This window comes from Rahnella sp. 1L-D-7-B-C2 (assembly GCF_057290995.1).
This window is the reverse complement of record NZ_JBXAVQ010000009.1, coordinates 79985-95173: the sequence shown is the minus strand read 5'-3', so window position 1 is coordinate 95173 and position 15189 is coordinate 79985. Positions and strand designations below refer to the sequence as shown.

Sequence of the window (15189 nt, the reverse complement as noted above, 5' to 3'; positions counted from 1 at the left end):
TTGTACCGTCCGTGACTGACGGTACAAAATCAGAAAAAATTTGACTTGCTCTGCCTTATGCTTTAGCTAATAGAGGCAGACAGCGTAAAAACTCTAAGACAGACAGAAAATAAAAATGCGAATCATCAGCCTGAACACAACGATTATTACCACCACCGATACCACAGGTAACGGGGCGGGCTGACGCGTACAGGAAAAAAGAAAAAAAGCCCGCACCTAACCAGTGCGGGCTTTTTTTTTTAACACTTTAAACGACGAGCTTCAGGAGAGAATCAGAAATGCGAGTGTTGAAATTTGGCGGGACCTCAGTAGCAAACGCAGAACGCTTTTTGCGGGTTGCGGACATTATGGAAAGCAATGCGCGTCAGGGACAGGTCGCAACGGTATTATCTGCACCTGCCAAAATTACCAACTCTCTGGTCGCCATGATTGAGCGAACTGTCGCAGGGCAGGACATTCATACCATCATGAGTGATGCAGAAAGCATTTTTGGACAGTTGATCACCGGACTGGCGGAAGCGCAGCCGGGTTTTGATCTGCCAAAAGTGAAAGCCTTTGTTGATCACGAATTCGCACAGCTCAGGCAACTGCTGCATGGCATCGCCCTGCTGGGGCAGTGTCCGGATAGCGTTAACGCCTCTATCATCTGTCGTGGCGAAAAGCTTTCCATCGCCATCATGGAAGCGGTATTCATTGCCAAAGGTTTCGGCGTTACTGTCATCAATCCGGTTGAGAAGCTGCTGGCGCAAGGCCATTACCTTGAATCTACCGTCGATATCAACGAATCTACCCGCCGCATTGCGGCCAGTGCCATCCCGGCTGACCACATTGTGCTGATGGCCGGTTTCACCGCCGGCAACGACAAAGGCGAACTGGTGGTTCTCGGGCGTAACGGCTCCGACTATTCCGCCGCCGTGCTGGCTGCCTGTTTACGTGCAGACTGCTGTGAAATCTGGACTGACGTCGACGGTGTATATACCTGCGACCCGCGCATCGTGCCTGATGCCCGCCTGCTGAAATCGATGTCGTATCAGGAAGCGATGGAGCTGTCGTACTTTGGTGCGAAAGTGCTTCACCCGCGCACCATCCTGCCTATTGCTCAGTTTCAGATCCCTTGCCTTATCAAAAACACCACCAATCCTCAGGCGCCCGGCACGCTGATCGGCAGCGAAAGCCTCGGCGATAACACGCCGGTCAAAGGCATTACTAACCTGAATAATATGGCGATGATCAACGTCTCCGGGCCGGGGATGAAAGGGATGATCGGCATGGCAGCGCGCGTTTTCGCCGTGATGTCCCGCTCCGGGATTTCGGTGGTGCTGATCACGCAGTCTTCTTCTGAATACAGTATCAGCTTCTGCGTACCGCAAAATGAGCTGGAGCGCGCGCGTAAAGCGCTGGAAGACGAATTCTATCTTGAGCTGAAAGACGGCCTGCTGGAGCCGCTGGACGTGATGGAGAAACTGGCGGTCATTTCAGTCGTCGGTGACGGCATGCGCACCCTGCGCGGCATTTCAGCCAAATTTTTCTCCGCACTGGCGCGCGCCAACATCAATATCGTGGCCATTGCCCAGGGCTCTTCCGAGCGTTCGATTTCCGTCGTCGTCAATAATGAAGACGCGACTACCGGCGTACGCGTCAGCCACCAGATGCTGTTTAACACCGATCAGGTCATCGAGGTCTTCCTGATTGGCGTCGGCGGCGTCGGCGGCGCGTTGATCGAACAAATCCGCCGCCAGCAGGCATGGCTAAAAACCAAACATATCGATCTGCGTGTGTGTGGCATCGCCAACTCACGCGCGTTGTTAACCAACGTGCACGGTATTGCACTCGAGAGCTGGCAGGACGAGCTGGCGGCGGCGAAAGAGCCGCTGAATCTGGGCCGCCTGATCCGTCTGGTGAAGGAATATCATCTGCTGAACCCGGTGATCGTGGACTGTACCTCCAGCCAGGAAGTGGCCGATCAGTACGCGGATTTCCTGACTGACGGTTTCCACGTCGTCACGCCGAACAAAAAAGCCAATACCTCGTCGATGAATTATTACTATCAGCTGCGTAAAGCAGCAGATGGATCGCGTCGTAAGTTCTTGTACGACACGAATGTCGGCGCCGGTTTGCCGGTGATCGAGAATCTGCAAAATCTGCTGAACGCCGGTGATGAACTGCTGCGTTTCTCCGGGATCCTCTCCGGTTCACTGTCGTTCATCTTCGGCAAGCTGGACGAAGGGATGTCACTGTCTGCGGCCACCTTACAGGCGCGCGATATGGGCTACACCGAGCCGGATCCGCGTGATGACCTGTCGGGCATGGACGTGGCGCGTAAGCTGCTGATCCTGGCGCGTGAGGCCGGATACGTTCTGGAACTGAGCGACATCGACGTGGAATCCGTTTTACCGCCTTCTTTCAATTCCGAAGGGGATGTGAATACCTTCGTCGCGCGTTTGCCGCAGCTGGATGCGGAATTTGCGAAACGCGTTGCTCAGGCAACCGCTGAAGGCAAAGTGTTGCGCTATGTCGGTGCCATCGAAGAAGGGCGCTGCAAAGTAAAAATCGACGCCGTCGATGGTAATGACCCGCTTTATAAAGTAAAAAATGGTGAGAATGCGCTGGCGTTTTATAGTCGCTATTATCAGCCGTTGCCGTTGGTTCTGCGCGGTTACGGTGCCGGTAATGATGTGACGGCGGCAGGTGTGTTTGCCGATCTTTTGCGAACGCTGTCATGGAAGTTAGGAGTTTAATATGGTTAAGGTGTATGCCCCGGCTTCAATTGGGAACGTCAGCGTCGGTTTCGACGTTCTGGGCGCAGCGGTTTCTCCGGTGGACGGAACGCTGCTCGGCGACTGTGTGTCGGTCGAAGCAGCGACAGAATTCAGCCTGAAAAGCGAAGGCCGGTTTGTCTCCAAACTGCCGGATCGCATGGAAGACAATATCGTTTATCAGTGCTGGCAGCGTTTTTGTCAGGAGATTGGCAAAGACGTGCCGGTAGCGATGACGCTGGAAAAAAACATGCCGATTGGCTCAGGTCTCGGTTCCAGTGCCTGTTCGGTGGTCGCCGGTCTGATGGCGATGAACGAGTTCTGCGGTAAGCCGTTGAGTGAAAACCAGATGCTGGCTCTGATGGGTGAGCTGGAAGGGCGTATTTCCGGCAGCGTACATTTTGATAACGTCGCGCCGTGCTATCTCGGTGGTATCCAGCTGATGCTGGAAGAGCTGGATATTATCAGCCAGAACGTCCCCAGTTTTGACGACTGGCTGTGGGTGATGGCGTATCCGGGGATTAAAGTCTCGACGGCGGAAGCGCGCGCGATTTTACCGGCGCAATATCGCCGTCAGGATTGCATCAGCCACGGACGTTATCTGGCGGGCTTTATTCACGCCTGCCACACGCAGCAACCCTTGCTGGCTGCGAAGCTGATGAAGGACGTGATTGCCGAGCCGTACCGTACCCGTCTGCTGCCGGGCTTTGCACAAGCGCGCAGCGCCGCCGAAGAAATTGGTGCGCTGGCGTGCGGAATTTCCGGTTCCGGCCCGACGCTGTTTGCAGTCTGTAATGACAGCGCAACGGCGAAACGTATGGCTGACTGGTTGCAGACACACTATCTGCAAAATGACGAAGGCTTTGTTCATATTTGTCGTCTTGATACCGCCGGTGCGCGGGTGTTGGGATAACTCGAAAATTTACTGGGATAACAAATGAAACTGTACAACCTGAAGGATCACAACGAGCAGGTCAGCTTTGCTCAGGCCGTTAAACAAGGTTTGGGTAAACAGCAGGGCTTATTCTTCCCGCTGGACTTGCCGGAGTTTGAACTGACCGAAATCGACCGTCTGCTGGAGCTGGATTTCGTGACCCGCAGCAGCCGCATTCTTTCTGCTTTCATCGGCGATGAAATTCCTGAAGACGAGTTACATCAGCGCGTCAAAAATGCGTTTGCGTTCCCCGCGCCGGTCGCCAAAGTGGAAGAAGATATCGCCTGTCTGGAACTGTTCCACGGCCCGACGCTGGCGTTTAAAGATTTCGGTGGCCGCTTCATGGCGCAGATCCTGACCCAGGTGTCAGGCGACCAGCCGGTGACCATTCTCACCGCGACCTCTGGTGATACCGGAGCGGCGGTGGCTCATGCATTCCACGGCATGAAAAATGTGCGCGTGGTGATTCTTTATCCTCGCGGCAAAATCAGCCCGCTGCAGGAAAAACTGTTCTGTACTCTCGGTGGCAACATTCACACCGTGGCGATCGATGGCGATTTCGATGCCTGTCAGGCGCTGGTAAAACAGGCGTTTGATGACGAAGAACTGAAACACGCGCTGAAGCTGAACTCGGCGAACTCCATCAACATCAGCCGTCTGCTGGCGCAGATTTGCTACTACTTTGAAGCGGTTGCCCAACTGCCTCAGGAAGCGCGCAATCAGCTGGTGGTGTCGGTGCCAAGCGGCAACTTTGGCGACCTGACTGCCGGTTTGCTGGCCAAATCCCTCGGCCTGCCAATCAAACGTTTTATCGCAGCCACTAATGCCAATGACACCGTGCCGCGTTTCCTGTCTAACGGGGAATGGGAACCGAAGAAAACCGTCGCAACGCTGTCAAATGCAATGGACGTCAGCCAGCCAAACAACTGGCCGCGCGTGGAAGAACTTTATCGCCGTAAAATCTGGCAGCTGAAAGATCTCGGGTTTGGTGCGGTCAGCGATGACACCACTGAAGACGCGATGCGCGAACTGGCGGACATCGGTTATATTTCTGAACCGCACGCCGCGATAGCTTACCGTGTGCTGCGCGATCAGCTGCAACCGGGTGAATTCGGTCTGTTCATCGGTACCGCACATCCGGCGAAATTCAAAGAAAGCGTGGAGTCGATTCTGGGTCAGGACATCGGTCTGCCGAAAGAACTGGCTGAGCGCGCTGATCTGCCGCTGTTGTCGCATAATCTGCCGGCCGATTTCAGTGAAATGCGTGCTTTCCTGATGGCGCTGCCTGAATAACTAGGCGGTCTTCTAAATGCAAAAACCCTCTTCGCGAGGGTTTTTTTATCTCGGTCAGTTCGCTGAATTAACGTTCAGGGCGGGTAAATACCAGCTCGTTGCCCTGCGAACGCGATTCATCAAACGAATAACCTTCCAGATTGAAATCCTGCAACTGTTGCGGTTTATCAAGACGCTCTTTGATAATGAAGCGGCTCATCAGGCCACGCGCTTTTTTGGCATAGAAGCTGATAACTTTGTATTTGCCGTTTTTTTCATCGAGGAAGACCGGCTTGATGATTTCGCCATCCAGCAGTTTGGGTTTCACGGCTTTGAAGTATTCGTCAGACGCCAGATTCACCAGCACTTTGCTTTTCTGTTCGTTTAAAAGCAGGTTAAGTTTTTCCGTCAGCAGTTCCCCCCAGAAGGCATACAGATTCGCACCCTGCGGATTTTCCAGTCGAATTCCCATTTCCAGACGGTACGGCATCATCAAATCCAGCGGGCGCAGCAGGCCGTATAAGCCGGACAACATACGCAGATGTTTCTGGGCAAAATCGAAATCCTTCTCGCTGAAATCTTCCGCCTGCAAACCGGTATAAACATCACCTTTGAAGGCCAGAAGCGCCTGACGTGCATTCTTTGGCGTGAAATCAGGCTGCCAGTCGTTGAACCTTTCAGCGTTCAAATGTGCGAGTTTATCGCTGATCCCCATCAGAGAAGAGATCTGTGCAGGCGACATTTTGCGCGCCACGGTGATCAGTTCGCTGGATTTATCCAGCAGCTCGGGCTGGGTATAGCGCGTTGTCGCAAGCGGGCTTTCGTAATCGAGCGTTTTGGCAGGAGAAATAATGGTCAGCATAGTGCGTCCGTTTGGTCAGTGACGGTTCAGATTCGGGAAATTTTCGTTGCTCTACTGTAGCAAAAAAGTCACTAAAATGGCGCGCGGGCGAAAATATCAGCGATAGGCATAATCATTTTTGATGCGGTTGTTTGCCCCAGATTCCCGGCTCAAGCTGGCCGCGTAACTCAGGAAAATGGTTCGGATTGAAAACAGGGGTTTTCCCCATACGTTGCTGACGTTCGTAGTCTTTCACAACTTTGACAGCGACGCCCGAAAGCAACAGCAGGGCGGTGAGATTAAGCAGCGCCATCAGTGCCATAAAGATATCCGCCAGCTTCCAGAGAACCTGCAATTCCATCAGGCAGCCCGCGAACACCATCACGATCACTAAAAGTCGGAAAATCAGCAGCTTTCCGGCAGAGGCGATACGTACGAAACCCAGGTTATTTTCCGCATAGGCGTAATTACCTGAGATGGAGGTGAAGGCAAAAGTAAATACCAGCACCGCGAGCACGATATTGCTCCAACCTGACATCGTCGGGGAAATGGCCTGATGCAACAGCGAAATGCTGGAAGGCGTGTCGGGATTATCGAGTGCGCCGGAGGTCAGAATGATCAGCGCCGTCGCCGTGCAGATCACCACGGTATCGATAAATACTGCCAGCATCTGATTAAAACCGAGTGCCGCCGGATGGCTGACTGAAGCCATTGCAGCGGCATTAGGCGAGGAGCCGACACCCGCTTCGCTGGCGAATACGCCGCGCTGCATGCCCTGCGTGATAGCCTGCGTAACCCCAAACGCCAACGCCCCGGAGGCCGCTTCCTGCAAGCCGAACGCGCTTTTGAATACCAGCGCCAGCACCTGTGGCAGTTTTTCCACGTTGTGACCAATCACCCAGACAGCCAGCAGCAAATATCCCAGTGCAATCAGCGGGATTAAGCTGCGTGTCACCCGCGTAATACAACGGATGCCGCCAAAAATCAGCAAGGCCGTCAGCGCGGCGAGTACGAAGGCGGTGGTCAGTGCCGGAGTATGCAACAGATGGAAAGAGGCTTGCGCGATGGCGTTGGCCTGTAAGGCAATGAAAATAAATCCGCAGGAAATCACAATCAGGAAAGAAAACAGAATGCCCATCCAGCGCATTCCCAGCCCTTTTTCCATGTAGTCAGCCGGTCCGCCGCGGAATTTGCCATTGAGTCCGGTCCCCTTATAAATCTGCGCCAACGTATTTTCGATCATTGCCGTCGCCATGCTGAACATCGCGATGACCCACATCCAGAATATTGCGCCGGGGCCACCGAGTGTCACGGCAATTGCGACACCGGTCAGATTCCCCGTACCAATACGCGATGAAAGGCTCAGGCAGAGCGCACTCCAGACGGTGGAACCTCTGTGGTCGGGATGATGTTTGAAAAGCGTGCGGGAAAACATATGGCGGAAGCGGCGAAACTGAATGAAACCGAGGCGAATACTGAGATAAATGCCGGTTCCAAGTAACAGATAAATCAGGATAGAGCTCCAGAGAACGGTATCGAAAAATTCCAGTAGCTCGTTCATGACTTATCCTTGTTTGATTTACCGTTCATCGTTTTATGTCGGGCCCGGGCGTACACCTCGCGCCGGAGGGCTAACATACCTTTTTTAACGGGCAGGGAACATATTCATTTTGGCTAAATTTGTGTGTTTTGGAAGGTGGAAAAATCCATGATGTTCGTAGCCGAGCATGCCGTGATATGCGCCTTGCGCGTGGCTTTTTGCATGTTATCATCAGCCAAAGGCAAGGCATGAAAATGCCTATACGAAAACGTCCAAACGATGAGATATGCCAAAATGACCGATAAACTGACTTCCCTACGCCAAATGACTCAGGTTGTAGCTGACACCGGAGATATCGCGGCAATGAAGTTGTACCAGCCGCAGGATGCGACCACCAACCCGTCACTGATCCTGAGCGCTGCACAAATTCCTGAATACCGTAAACTGATCGACGAAGCAATCGCCTGGGCACGTGACCAGAGCAGCGATCACGCTCAGCAGATCACTGATGCCGCTGACAAGCTGGCAGTGAACATCGGTCTGGAAATTCTGAAACTGATCCCTGGCCGCATTTCGACTGAAGTCGATGCGCGCATGTCTTACGACACCGACGCCAGCATTGCCAAAGCAAAACGCCTGATCAAACTGTATAACGAAGCCGGCATCAGCAACGACCGCATCCTGATCAAACTGGCTTCTACCTGGCAGGGCATCCGCGCGGCGGAGAAACTGGAAAAAGAAGGCATCAACTGTAACCTGACGCTGCTGTTCTCCTTCGCACAGGCTCGTGCGTGTGCTGAAGCGGGCGTCTTCCTGATCTCTCCATTCGTTGGCCGTATTCTTGACTGGTACAAAGCCAATGGCGACAAAAAAGAGTTCGCGCCGAACGAAGATCCGGGCGTTGTGTCTGTAACCGAAATCTACGAATACTACAAACAACACGGCTACGAAACTGTCGTGATGGGCGCAAGCTTCCGTAACATCGGCGAAATCATTGAACTGGCTGGCTGTGACCGTTTGACCATCGCACCTGCACTGCTGAAAGAACTGGCAGAAAGTGAAGGCCCGCTGGAGCGTAAGCTGTCCTTCTCCGGCGAAACCAAAGCGCGTCCTGCGCCACTGACTGAATCTCAGTTCTACTGGGATCACAACCAGGATCCAATGGCTATCGACAAACTGGCTGATGGCATCCGTAAGTTTGCTGTAGACCAGGGCAAACTGGAAAAAATGATTTCTGACCTGCTGTAATCAGCATTCAGTTTTCAGCAAAAGCGGCCCTTGAGCCGCTTTTTTTGTGCCTGAAATCCGGGGCTGCGGTAAAAATTTGTCTGAGTGATAAAACCTGTGTGCCGTTATCGATATACTGAGGACTGATGACGGTAGCTTTTGCCGGGAATAATTCAGGGGAAACAGGACATGGATAAATTGCGAATTGGTCTGGTGTCAGTGTCGGATCGCGCGTCGAACGGTATTTATCAGGATAAGGGGATCCCGGCGCTGGAAGCGTGGCTGGAAAAAGCGCTGATCACGCCGTTTACGCTGGAAAAGAAATTGATCCCTGATGAGCAGCCTTTGATTGAACAGGCTATCAGCGAGCTGGTTGACGAAAGTGGTTGTCATCTGGTGCTGACCACAGGCGGCACCGGCCCGGCGCGCCGTGATGTGACGCCGGACGCCACGCTGGCCATCGCCGACCGCGAGATGCCTGGCTTTGGCGAACAGATGCGTCAGATCAGCCTGCACTTTGTGCCGACGGCGATTTTATCCCGTCAGGTGGGCGTGATCCGCAAACAGGCCTTGATCCTGAATCTGCCGGGCCAGCCGAAATCGATTCAGGAAACGCTGGAAGGCCTGAAAGATGCTGACGGTAAAGTGATTGTGTCCGGGATTTTTGCCAGCGTGCCGTACTGCATTCAGCTGCTGGACGGGCCCTATATAGAAACGCATGACGACGTTGTAGCAGCTTTTCGCCCGAAGAGTGCCCGCCGCGATACAAAAATCTGAATACTGACGGTTTTTGAAAATATGCTGACATAAGATTCAGGCTGACTGGTGTGAAAATTATTTGCCGCTATAGTAATGATTACTTTACATGAGGCGGCAAAACCTTTTTTCAATTCACACTCTGGTGTCACACGGACTCTTATGCAACACGCACAATCGCGCCGGTTGAACCGGCAGGATTTCAAAACGCTGTCCCTCGCTGCGCTGGGCGGCGCCCTCGAATTCTACGACTTCATCATTTTCGTCTTCTTCGCTGCGGTTATCGGCGATCTCTTCTTCCCTGCGGATATGCCTGACTGGTTACGTCAGGTTCAGACGTTTGGGATCTTCGCGGCTGGTTATCTGGCGCGTCCGCTCGGCGGCATTGTCATGGCACACTTTGGCGATTTGGTTGGCCGTAAGCGCATGTTCAGCCTGAGTATTTTACTCATGGCCTTGCCGACGCTGGCGATGGGTTTGCTGCCAACTTATGCTTCTATCGGCATTGCAGCTCCGTTGCTCTTATTGCTGATGCGCGTCTTACAGGGCGCAGCGATTGGTGGGGAAGTGCCGGGGGCGTGGGTCTTTGTGGCCGAACATGTGCCGAGAAACCGCATTGGCTTTGCTTGCGGCACGCTGACCGCCGGACTGACGGCAGGTATTCTGCTCGGTTCTCTGGTGGCAACCGTGCTGAACAGCGCGATGACGCCTGCGGCAATTAGCGATTTTGGCTGGCGTATTCCGTTCTTCCTTGGCGGTATTTTTGGCCTGTTCGCGATGTATTTACGCCGCTGGTTGCAGGATACGCCGATCTTCCTTGAGATGAAAGCGCATAAAACGTTGGCCGATGGACTGCCGCTAAGATCGGTAGTGGTCAATCATAAGAAAGAGATTGTGGTATCGATGCTGATGACCTGGCTGCTATCTGCAGGCATCGTGGTGGTCATTCTCATGACGCCAACCTATCTGCAAAAGCAATTAGGGATTCCGGCTGCGCAGGCGCTGCAGGCCAACAGTCTGGCGACCATCGCGCTGACCTTCGGGTGCATTGCGGCGGGCTGGATCGTCGACCGTCTGGGTGCCAGCAAGACTTTCATCGTTGGTAGTCTGTTCCTCGGCATCTGTAGCTGGTCATTCTATCATTCTGTGGCCGCTGACCCTTCCGTGCTGATGGGCATGTACGCGCTGGTCGGCTTCAGCGTCGGGATCGTCGGTGCGGTGCCTTACGTGCTGGTTCGCGCCTTTCCGGCCGAAGTACGTTTTACGGGGATTTCATTTTCTTACAACGTTGCATACGCCATTTTCGGCGGGCTGACGCCGATTTTTGTCACGCTGATCATGCGCGTGACACCAATGGCACCGGCATATTACGTTCTGGCGCTCTCCGCGATTGGTTTGCTGACCGGCATCTATTTAACCCGCGATCTCAACAGCGAAGCCGCTAAGCCGCCAAAGTTTGACGAGCAGATAACCTCAGGAAACTGATTTTAGTTTCGGCTTACGTAGAAAACAAAAGGCCCCGCATTCGCGAGGCCTTTTTGATCGTGCAGACGTTGATTATGCAGCAGCTACCGCCGCATTGACTGCGTGACCTTTCGGTTCACCAATCGGCAATACGGTTCGGCCATACTGTTCGTTCAACACTTCTGCCATCGCCAGATAAATCGCGCTGGCGCCACAGAAGATGCCTTCGAAACCGGCAAAATGCAGCACGGCGGTATTGCCGGTCATGTTACCAAAGCACAGCAGGGCGAACAAAATTGTCAGGCTGCCGAAAACAACCTGCAAGCCGCGGTTGGCTTTCAGAGTGCCGAAAAACATGAATAAGGTAAAAACGCCCCACAGACCAAGGTAAGCGCCGAGAAAACTTTCACTGCTGGCGTCAGCCACGCCCATGCGTGGCAGCATCAGGATGCCGACCAGACTCAGCCAGAACGCGCCGTAAGAGGTGAAGGCGGTGGTGCCGAAGGTATTCCCTTTTTTGAATTCCATCACGCCAGCCAGAATTTGAATCAGGCCGCCGTAGAAAATGCCCATGCTGACGATAACAGCGGTCAGTGGGAAGAAACCTGCGTTGTGTAAATTCAATAAGATAGTGGTCATACCGAAGCCCATTAACCCGAGCGGGCCTGGATTTGCCAACGTTTTACTCTGCATAGATCCTCTGAATTAGAATATTACGAATAGATAACTGAGGGATATCCGCTTGCGAAATGGGTAAAAATCCCACATATCTTCAGAAGCGCGCGGCATCATAATGAGGTGGCGTCGGGTAAACATTGATCTGGCGTAACAGCAATTGAAGATTTTTTTTCATCTGGCCCCTTGATGCTGCGTTGCATGGCCCCATCTTATTCCCAACCGCAGTTGTTACCGTCGGTAAAGCCGCGATATCGGGCAGTTGAAATCGAACTATTGAAATCGACTATTGAAATAGAAAATCATGCCCGCATATACAGTGACAACATGATCGAATATGAATTTTAAGTGGAGACGTTTAAATGGGTAAAATTATTGGGATCGACCTGGGTACTACCAACTCTTGTGTAGCTATTATGGATGGCACTACCGCACGTGTGCTGGAGAATGCTGAAGGCGACCGCACCACTCCTTCCATCATCGCTTATGCGGCAGATGGTGAGACTTTGGTAGGTTCTCCGGCTAAACGTCAGGCTGTGACTAACCCACAGAACACCTTGTTTGCGATCAAGCGCCTGATTGGCCGTCGCTTCCAGGACGAAGAAGTACAGCGTGACAAAGGCATCATGCCTTACCAGATCGTAGGCTCCGACAACGGCGACGCCTGGATCGACATCAAAGGTCAGAAAATCGCACCTCCGCAGATCTCTGCTGAAGTGTTGAAGAAAATGAAGAAAACCGCTGAAGATTACCTGGGCGAATCGGTAACTGAAGCTGTTATCACCGTACCTGCATACTTCAACGATGCTCAGCGTCAGGCAACGAAAGATGCTGGCCGTATCGCAGGTCTGGAAGTAAAACGTATTATTAACGAACCTACCGCAGCGGCACTGGCTTATGGCCTGGATCGCGAAGTCGGTAACCGCACCATCGCGGTATACGACCTGGGTGGTGGTACTTTCGATATCTCTATTATCGAAATCGACGAAGTTGATGGCGAGAAAACCTTCGAAGTTCTGGCAACCAATGGTGATACTCATCTCGGTGGTGAAGACTTCGATAGCCGCCTGATCAACTACCTGGTTGAAGAGTTTAAGAAAGAACAAGGTATGGATCTGCGTAACGATCCGCTGGCAATGCAACGTCTGAAAGAAGCTGCTGAAAAAGCGAAGATCGAACTGTCTTCTGCTCAGCAAACGGACGTGAATCTGCCGTACATCACTGCGGATGCAACCGGTCCTAAGCACATGAACATCAAAGTGACCCGTGCAAAACTGGAATCTTTGGTTGAAGACCTGGTTAACCGTTGTATCGATCCGCTGAAAGTCGCGCTGAAAGACGCAGGTCTGTCAGTGTCCGATATTCAGGACGTGATCCTGGTCGGTGGTCAGACACGTATGCCAATGGTTCAGAAGAAAGTGGCTGAATTCTTTGGTAAAGAACCACGTAAAGACGTGAACCCGGACGAAGCTGTTGCCATCGGTGCAGCGGTTCAGGGCGGTGTGTTAGCGGGTGATGTGAAAGACGTTCTGTTGCTGGACGTTACCCCGTTGTCACTGGGTATCGAAACCATGGGCAGCGTGATGACTCCACTTATCACCAAAAACACCACGATCCCGACCAAACACAGCCAGGTGTTCTCTACTGCAGAAGACAACCAGTCTGCGGTAACCATCCATGTGTTGCAGGGTGAGCGTAAACGTTCGAGCGATAACAAATCTCTCGGTCAGTTCAATCTGGACGGTATTCAGGCAGCACCGCGCGGTCAGGCACAGATCGAAGTTACCTTCGACCTCGACGCCGACGGTATCCTGCACGTGTCTGCGAAAGACAAGACGACCGGCCGTGAGCAGAAGATCACCATCAAGGCATCTTCTGGTCTGACCGAAGAAGAAATCCAGAAAATGGTTAATGATGCCGAAGCGAATGCTGAGTCTGACCGCAAGTTCGAAGAACTGGTCCAGACCCGCAACCAGGCGGATCATCTGATCCACGGTACCCGTAAGCAACTGGAAGAAGCCGGTGACAAACTGCCAGCTGAAGACAAAACTGCGGTTGAAGAAGCCCTGAAAGCACTGGAAGTTTCTGCTAAAGGTGAAGACAAGGCTGATATCGAAGCGAAAATCCAGGCGCTGGTGCAGGTTTCCGGTAAGCTGATGGAAATGGCTCAGCAGCAGGGTCAGGCTGAAGGCGGCGATAACAGCGCTCAGAAAGATGATGACGTTGTTGACGCTGAATTCGAAGAAGTCAAAGACAAGAAATAATCGCCCTTAAGCGGGCACAGTAAGAGTTCATTACTGAAAACCAGCACGGGCGTCGAGGAAACTCTGCGCCCGTGCACGCATGTTGAGGGTAGGTTAAAGCATGGCGAAGCAAGATTTTTATGAGATTTTAGGCGTATCCAAAACAGCGGATGAGCGTGAAATCAAAAAGGCCTATAAGCGCCTGGCTATGAAGCATCACCCTGACCGTAATCAGGGCGACAAAGCTTCCGAAAGCAAATTCAAAGAAATTAAAGAAGCGTATGAAATTCTGACCGATGCGCAAAAGCGTGCGGCCTACGACCAGTACGGTCATGCAGCCTTTGAACAAGGTGGCATGGGCGGCGGCGGTGGGTACGGCGGTGGCGGCGGTGCAGATTTCAGCGACATCTTTGGTGACGTCTTTGGCGACATCTTTGGCGGCGGTCGCCGTCAGCGTGCGAGCCGGGGGTCAGACCTGCGTTACAACATGGATCTGACACTGGAAGAGGCCGTTCGTGGTGTCACCAAAGAAATCCGCATTCCTACGCTGGATGAATGTGATGTCTGCCACGGCAGCGGCGCGAAAGCGGGCAGCTCTCCGGCCACCTGTCCTACCTGCCACGGTGCGGGCCAGGTTCAGATGCGTCAGGGCTTCTTCACGGTTCAACAAGCGTGTCCGACTTGTCAGGGGCGCGGTAAGGTCATCAAAGATCCTTGCAGCAAATGCCACGGTCATGGCCGCGTAGAGCGCTCAAAAACCCTGTCTGTGAAAATCCCAGCGGGTGTGGATACCGGCGACCGTATTCGTCTTGAAGGTGAAGGTGAAGCGGGTGAGCATGGCGCACCGTCAGGCGATCTGTACGTTCAGGTCCAGGTTAAAGCGCACAAAATCTTTGAGCGTGAAGGTAACAACCTGTACTGCGAAGTGCCGATCAACTTCGCTATGGCTGCTTTGGGAGGGGAAATTGAAGTCCCAACGCTTGATGGCCGAGTTAGCCTGAAAATTCCTGCGGAAACGCAGACCGGCAAAATGTTCCGTATGCGCGGGCGCGGTGTGAAATCCGTCCGTGGCGGCGCACAGGGCGATTTAATGTGCCGCGTTGTGGTTGAAACGCCGGTCAGCCTGAGCGACAAACAGAAGCAGTTGCTGCGTGATCTGGAAGAAAGCTTTGGTGGCGTATCGGGTGAGAAAAATAGCCCGCGTTCCAAAAGCTTCCTGGACGGCGTGAAAAAGTTCTTTGATGATTTGACGCGCTAATCAGTTCCTGACAACAGGCTCTGGCAGTCCAGCAAAATCCCCGGCAGCGGTTCGCTCCGGGGATTTTTTTATGGGAGTTACGGACAAAGCGGTTGCGGGATGAAAACGACTCGTAAAAGCCGAGTTATACTCCAGATATAATCGACTTTTTACGAGTTAATGGGTTGTGTACAATTCGCGCATTCCATTGTGGCAATCCTTTTATCGCCACTGTTTTTCTACA

General features: G+C 52.9%; 12 protein-coding genes and 1 other annotated feature. Of the genes, 9 read left to right on the top strand and 3 right to left on the bottom strand.

All coding sequences use genetic code 11. From position 1 onward, the window contains the following. Window positions 1-115 precede the first annotated feature (115 nt). The 4 genes from thrL (at window position 116) to thrC (ending at window position 4983) form a co-directional block, all read left to right on the top strand. Entirely contained in the window at window positions 116-184 is a 69-nt protein-coding gene (thrL, locus tag AC0Z7K_RS15665; RefSeq protein WP_071823645.1) for a thr operon leader peptide, read from the top strand. Continuing rightward, window positions 123-240, top strand: a sequence feature (Thr leader region). It overlaps the preceding gene by 62 nt. A gap of 38 nt (window positions 241-278) precedes the next feature. Next, the gene (thrA, locus tag AC0Z7K_RS15660; RefSeq protein WP_413527776.1) at window positions 279-2738 is read left to right on the top strand and encodes a bifunctional aspartate kinase/homoserine dehydrogenase I; all 2460 of its coding nucleotides are present in this window, start codon (window positions 279-281) and stop codon (window positions 2736-2738) included. A 1-nt stretch (window position 2739) separates the two neighbouring features. Then, complete coding sequence (gene thrB, locus AC0Z7K_RS15655; RefSeq protein ID WP_213051400.1) at window positions 2740-3669, top strand: homoserine kinase; 930 nt, start codon at window positions 2740-2742, stop codon at window positions 3667-3669. Window positions 3670-3693: 24 nt separating this feature from the next. Further along, a complete protein-coding gene (gene thrC, locus AC0Z7K_RS15650; RefSeq protein WP_413527777.1) occupies window positions 3694-4983 on the top strand; it encodes a threonine synthase in 1290 nt (429 codons plus the stop codon). 67 nt (window positions 4984-5050) lie between these two features. On the opposite strand, the gene yaaA is transcribed toward thrC, so the two are convergent. Beyond that, on the bottom strand, window positions 5051-5824 hold the full coding sequence (gene yaaA, locus AC0Z7K_RS15645; protein ID WP_485615121.1) for a peroxide stress protein YaaA: 774 nt from the start codon (window positions 5822-5824) through the stop codon (window positions 5051-5053). Window positions 5825-5936: 112 nt separating this feature from the next. Further along, window positions 5937-7364: an alanine/glycine:cation symporter family protein gene (locus AC0Z7K_RS15640; RefSeq protein WP_485615120.1), complete on the bottom strand. Its 1428-nt coding sequence runs from the start codon at window positions 7362-7364 to the stop codon at window positions 5937-5939. A gap of 273 nt (window positions 7365-7637) precedes the next feature. On the opposite strand from AC0Z7K_RS15640, the gene tal reads away from it, so the two are divergent. The 3 genes from tal (at window position 7638) to AC0Z7K_RS15625 (ending at window position 10811) form a co-directional block, all read left to right on the top strand. Beyond that, the gene (gene tal, locus AC0Z7K_RS15635; RefSeq protein WP_112168232.1) at window positions 7638-8591 is read left to right on the top strand and encodes a transaldolase; all 954 of its coding nucleotides are present in this window, start codon (window positions 7638-7640) and stop codon (window positions 8589-8591) included. Window positions 8592-8759: 168 nt separating this feature from the next. After that, window positions 8760-9347, top strand: coding sequence for a molybdopterin adenylyltransferase (mog, locus tag AC0Z7K_RS15630; RefSeq protein ID WP_413527780.1), 588 nt, complete (start codon window positions 8760-8762; stop codon window positions 9345-9347). A gap of 141 nt (window positions 9348-9488) precedes the next feature. After that, window positions 9489-10811 carry an MFS transporter gene (locus tag AC0Z7K_RS15625; protein WP_485615119.1) on the top strand — a complete coding sequence of 441 codons (1323 nt, stop codon included), beginning with the start codon at window positions 9489-9491 and terminating at the stop codon, window positions 10809-10811. A 72-nt stretch (window positions 10812-10883) separates the two neighbouring features. On the opposite strand, the gene satP is transcribed toward AC0Z7K_RS15625, so the two are convergent. Then, window positions 10884-11483: an acetate uptake transporter gene (gene satP / locus AC0Z7K_RS15620; protein ID WP_485615118.1), complete on the bottom strand. Its 600-nt coding sequence runs from the start codon at window positions 11481-11483 to the stop codon at window positions 10884-10886. Window positions 11484-11827: 344 nt separating this feature from the next. Between satP and dnaK the strand changes: the two genes are divergently transcribed. Both dnaK and dnaJ read left to right on the top strand, forming a co-directional pair. Continuing rightward, on the top strand, window positions 11828-13729 hold the full coding sequence (dnaK, locus tag AC0Z7K_RS15615) for a molecular chaperone DnaK (RefSeq protein ID WP_485615117.1): 1902 nt from the start codon (window positions 11828-11830) through the stop codon (window positions 13727-13729). A gap of 100 nt (window positions 13730-13829) precedes the next feature. Beyond that, entirely contained in the window at window positions 13830-14966 is a 1137-nt protein-coding gene (dnaJ, locus tag AC0Z7K_RS15610) for a molecular chaperone DnaJ (RefSeq protein WP_112168203.1), read from the top strand. The last annotated feature ends 223 nt before the right edge of the window (window positions 14967-15189 follow it).

What these genes read in the sequence shown, in the direction of transcription:
- thrA (WP_413527776.1), top strand. Translation starts at nt 279, where the DNA reads ATGCGAGTGTTGAAATTTGGCGGGACCTCAGTAGCAAACGCAGAACGC.
- thrB (WP_213051400.1), top strand. Translation starts at nt 2,740, where the DNA reads ATGGTTAAGGTGTATGCCCCGGCTTCAATTGGGAACGTCAGCGTCGGT.
- thrC (WP_413527777.1), top strand. Translation starts at nt 3,694, where the DNA reads ATGAAACTGTACAACCTGAAGGATCACAACGAGCAGGTCAGCTTTGCT.
- yaaA (WP_485615121.1), bottom strand. Translation starts at nt 5,824, where the DNA reads ATGCTGACCATTATTTCTCCTGCCAAAACGCTCGATTACGAAAGCCCG.
- AC0Z7K_RS15640 (WP_485615120.1), bottom strand. Translation starts at nt 7,364, where the DNA reads ATGAACGAGCTACTGGAATTTTTCGATACCGTTCTCTGGAGCTCTATC.
- tal (WP_112168232.1), top strand. Translation starts at nt 7,638, where the DNA reads ATGACCGATAAACTGACTTCCCTACGCCAAATGACTCAGGTTGTAGCT.
- mog (WP_413527780.1), top strand. Translation starts at nt 8,760, where the DNA reads ATGGATAAATTGCGAATTGGTCTGGTGTCAGTGTCGGATCGCGCGTCG.
- AC0Z7K_RS15625 (WP_485615119.1), top strand. Translation starts at nt 9,489, where the DNA reads ATGCAACACGCACAATCGCGCCGGTTGAACCGGCAGGATTTCAAAACG.
- satP (WP_485615118.1), bottom strand. Translation starts at nt 11,483, where the DNA reads ATGCAGAGTAAAACGTTGGCAAATCCAGGCCCGCTCGGGTTAATGGGC.
- dnaK (WP_485615117.1), top strand. Translation starts at nt 11,828, where the DNA reads ATGGGTAAAATTATTGGGATCGACCTGGGTACTACCAACTCTTGTGTA.
- dnaJ (WP_112168203.1), top strand. Translation starts at nt 13,830, where the DNA reads ATGGCGAAGCAAGATTTTTATGAGATTTTAGGCGTATCCAAAACAGCG.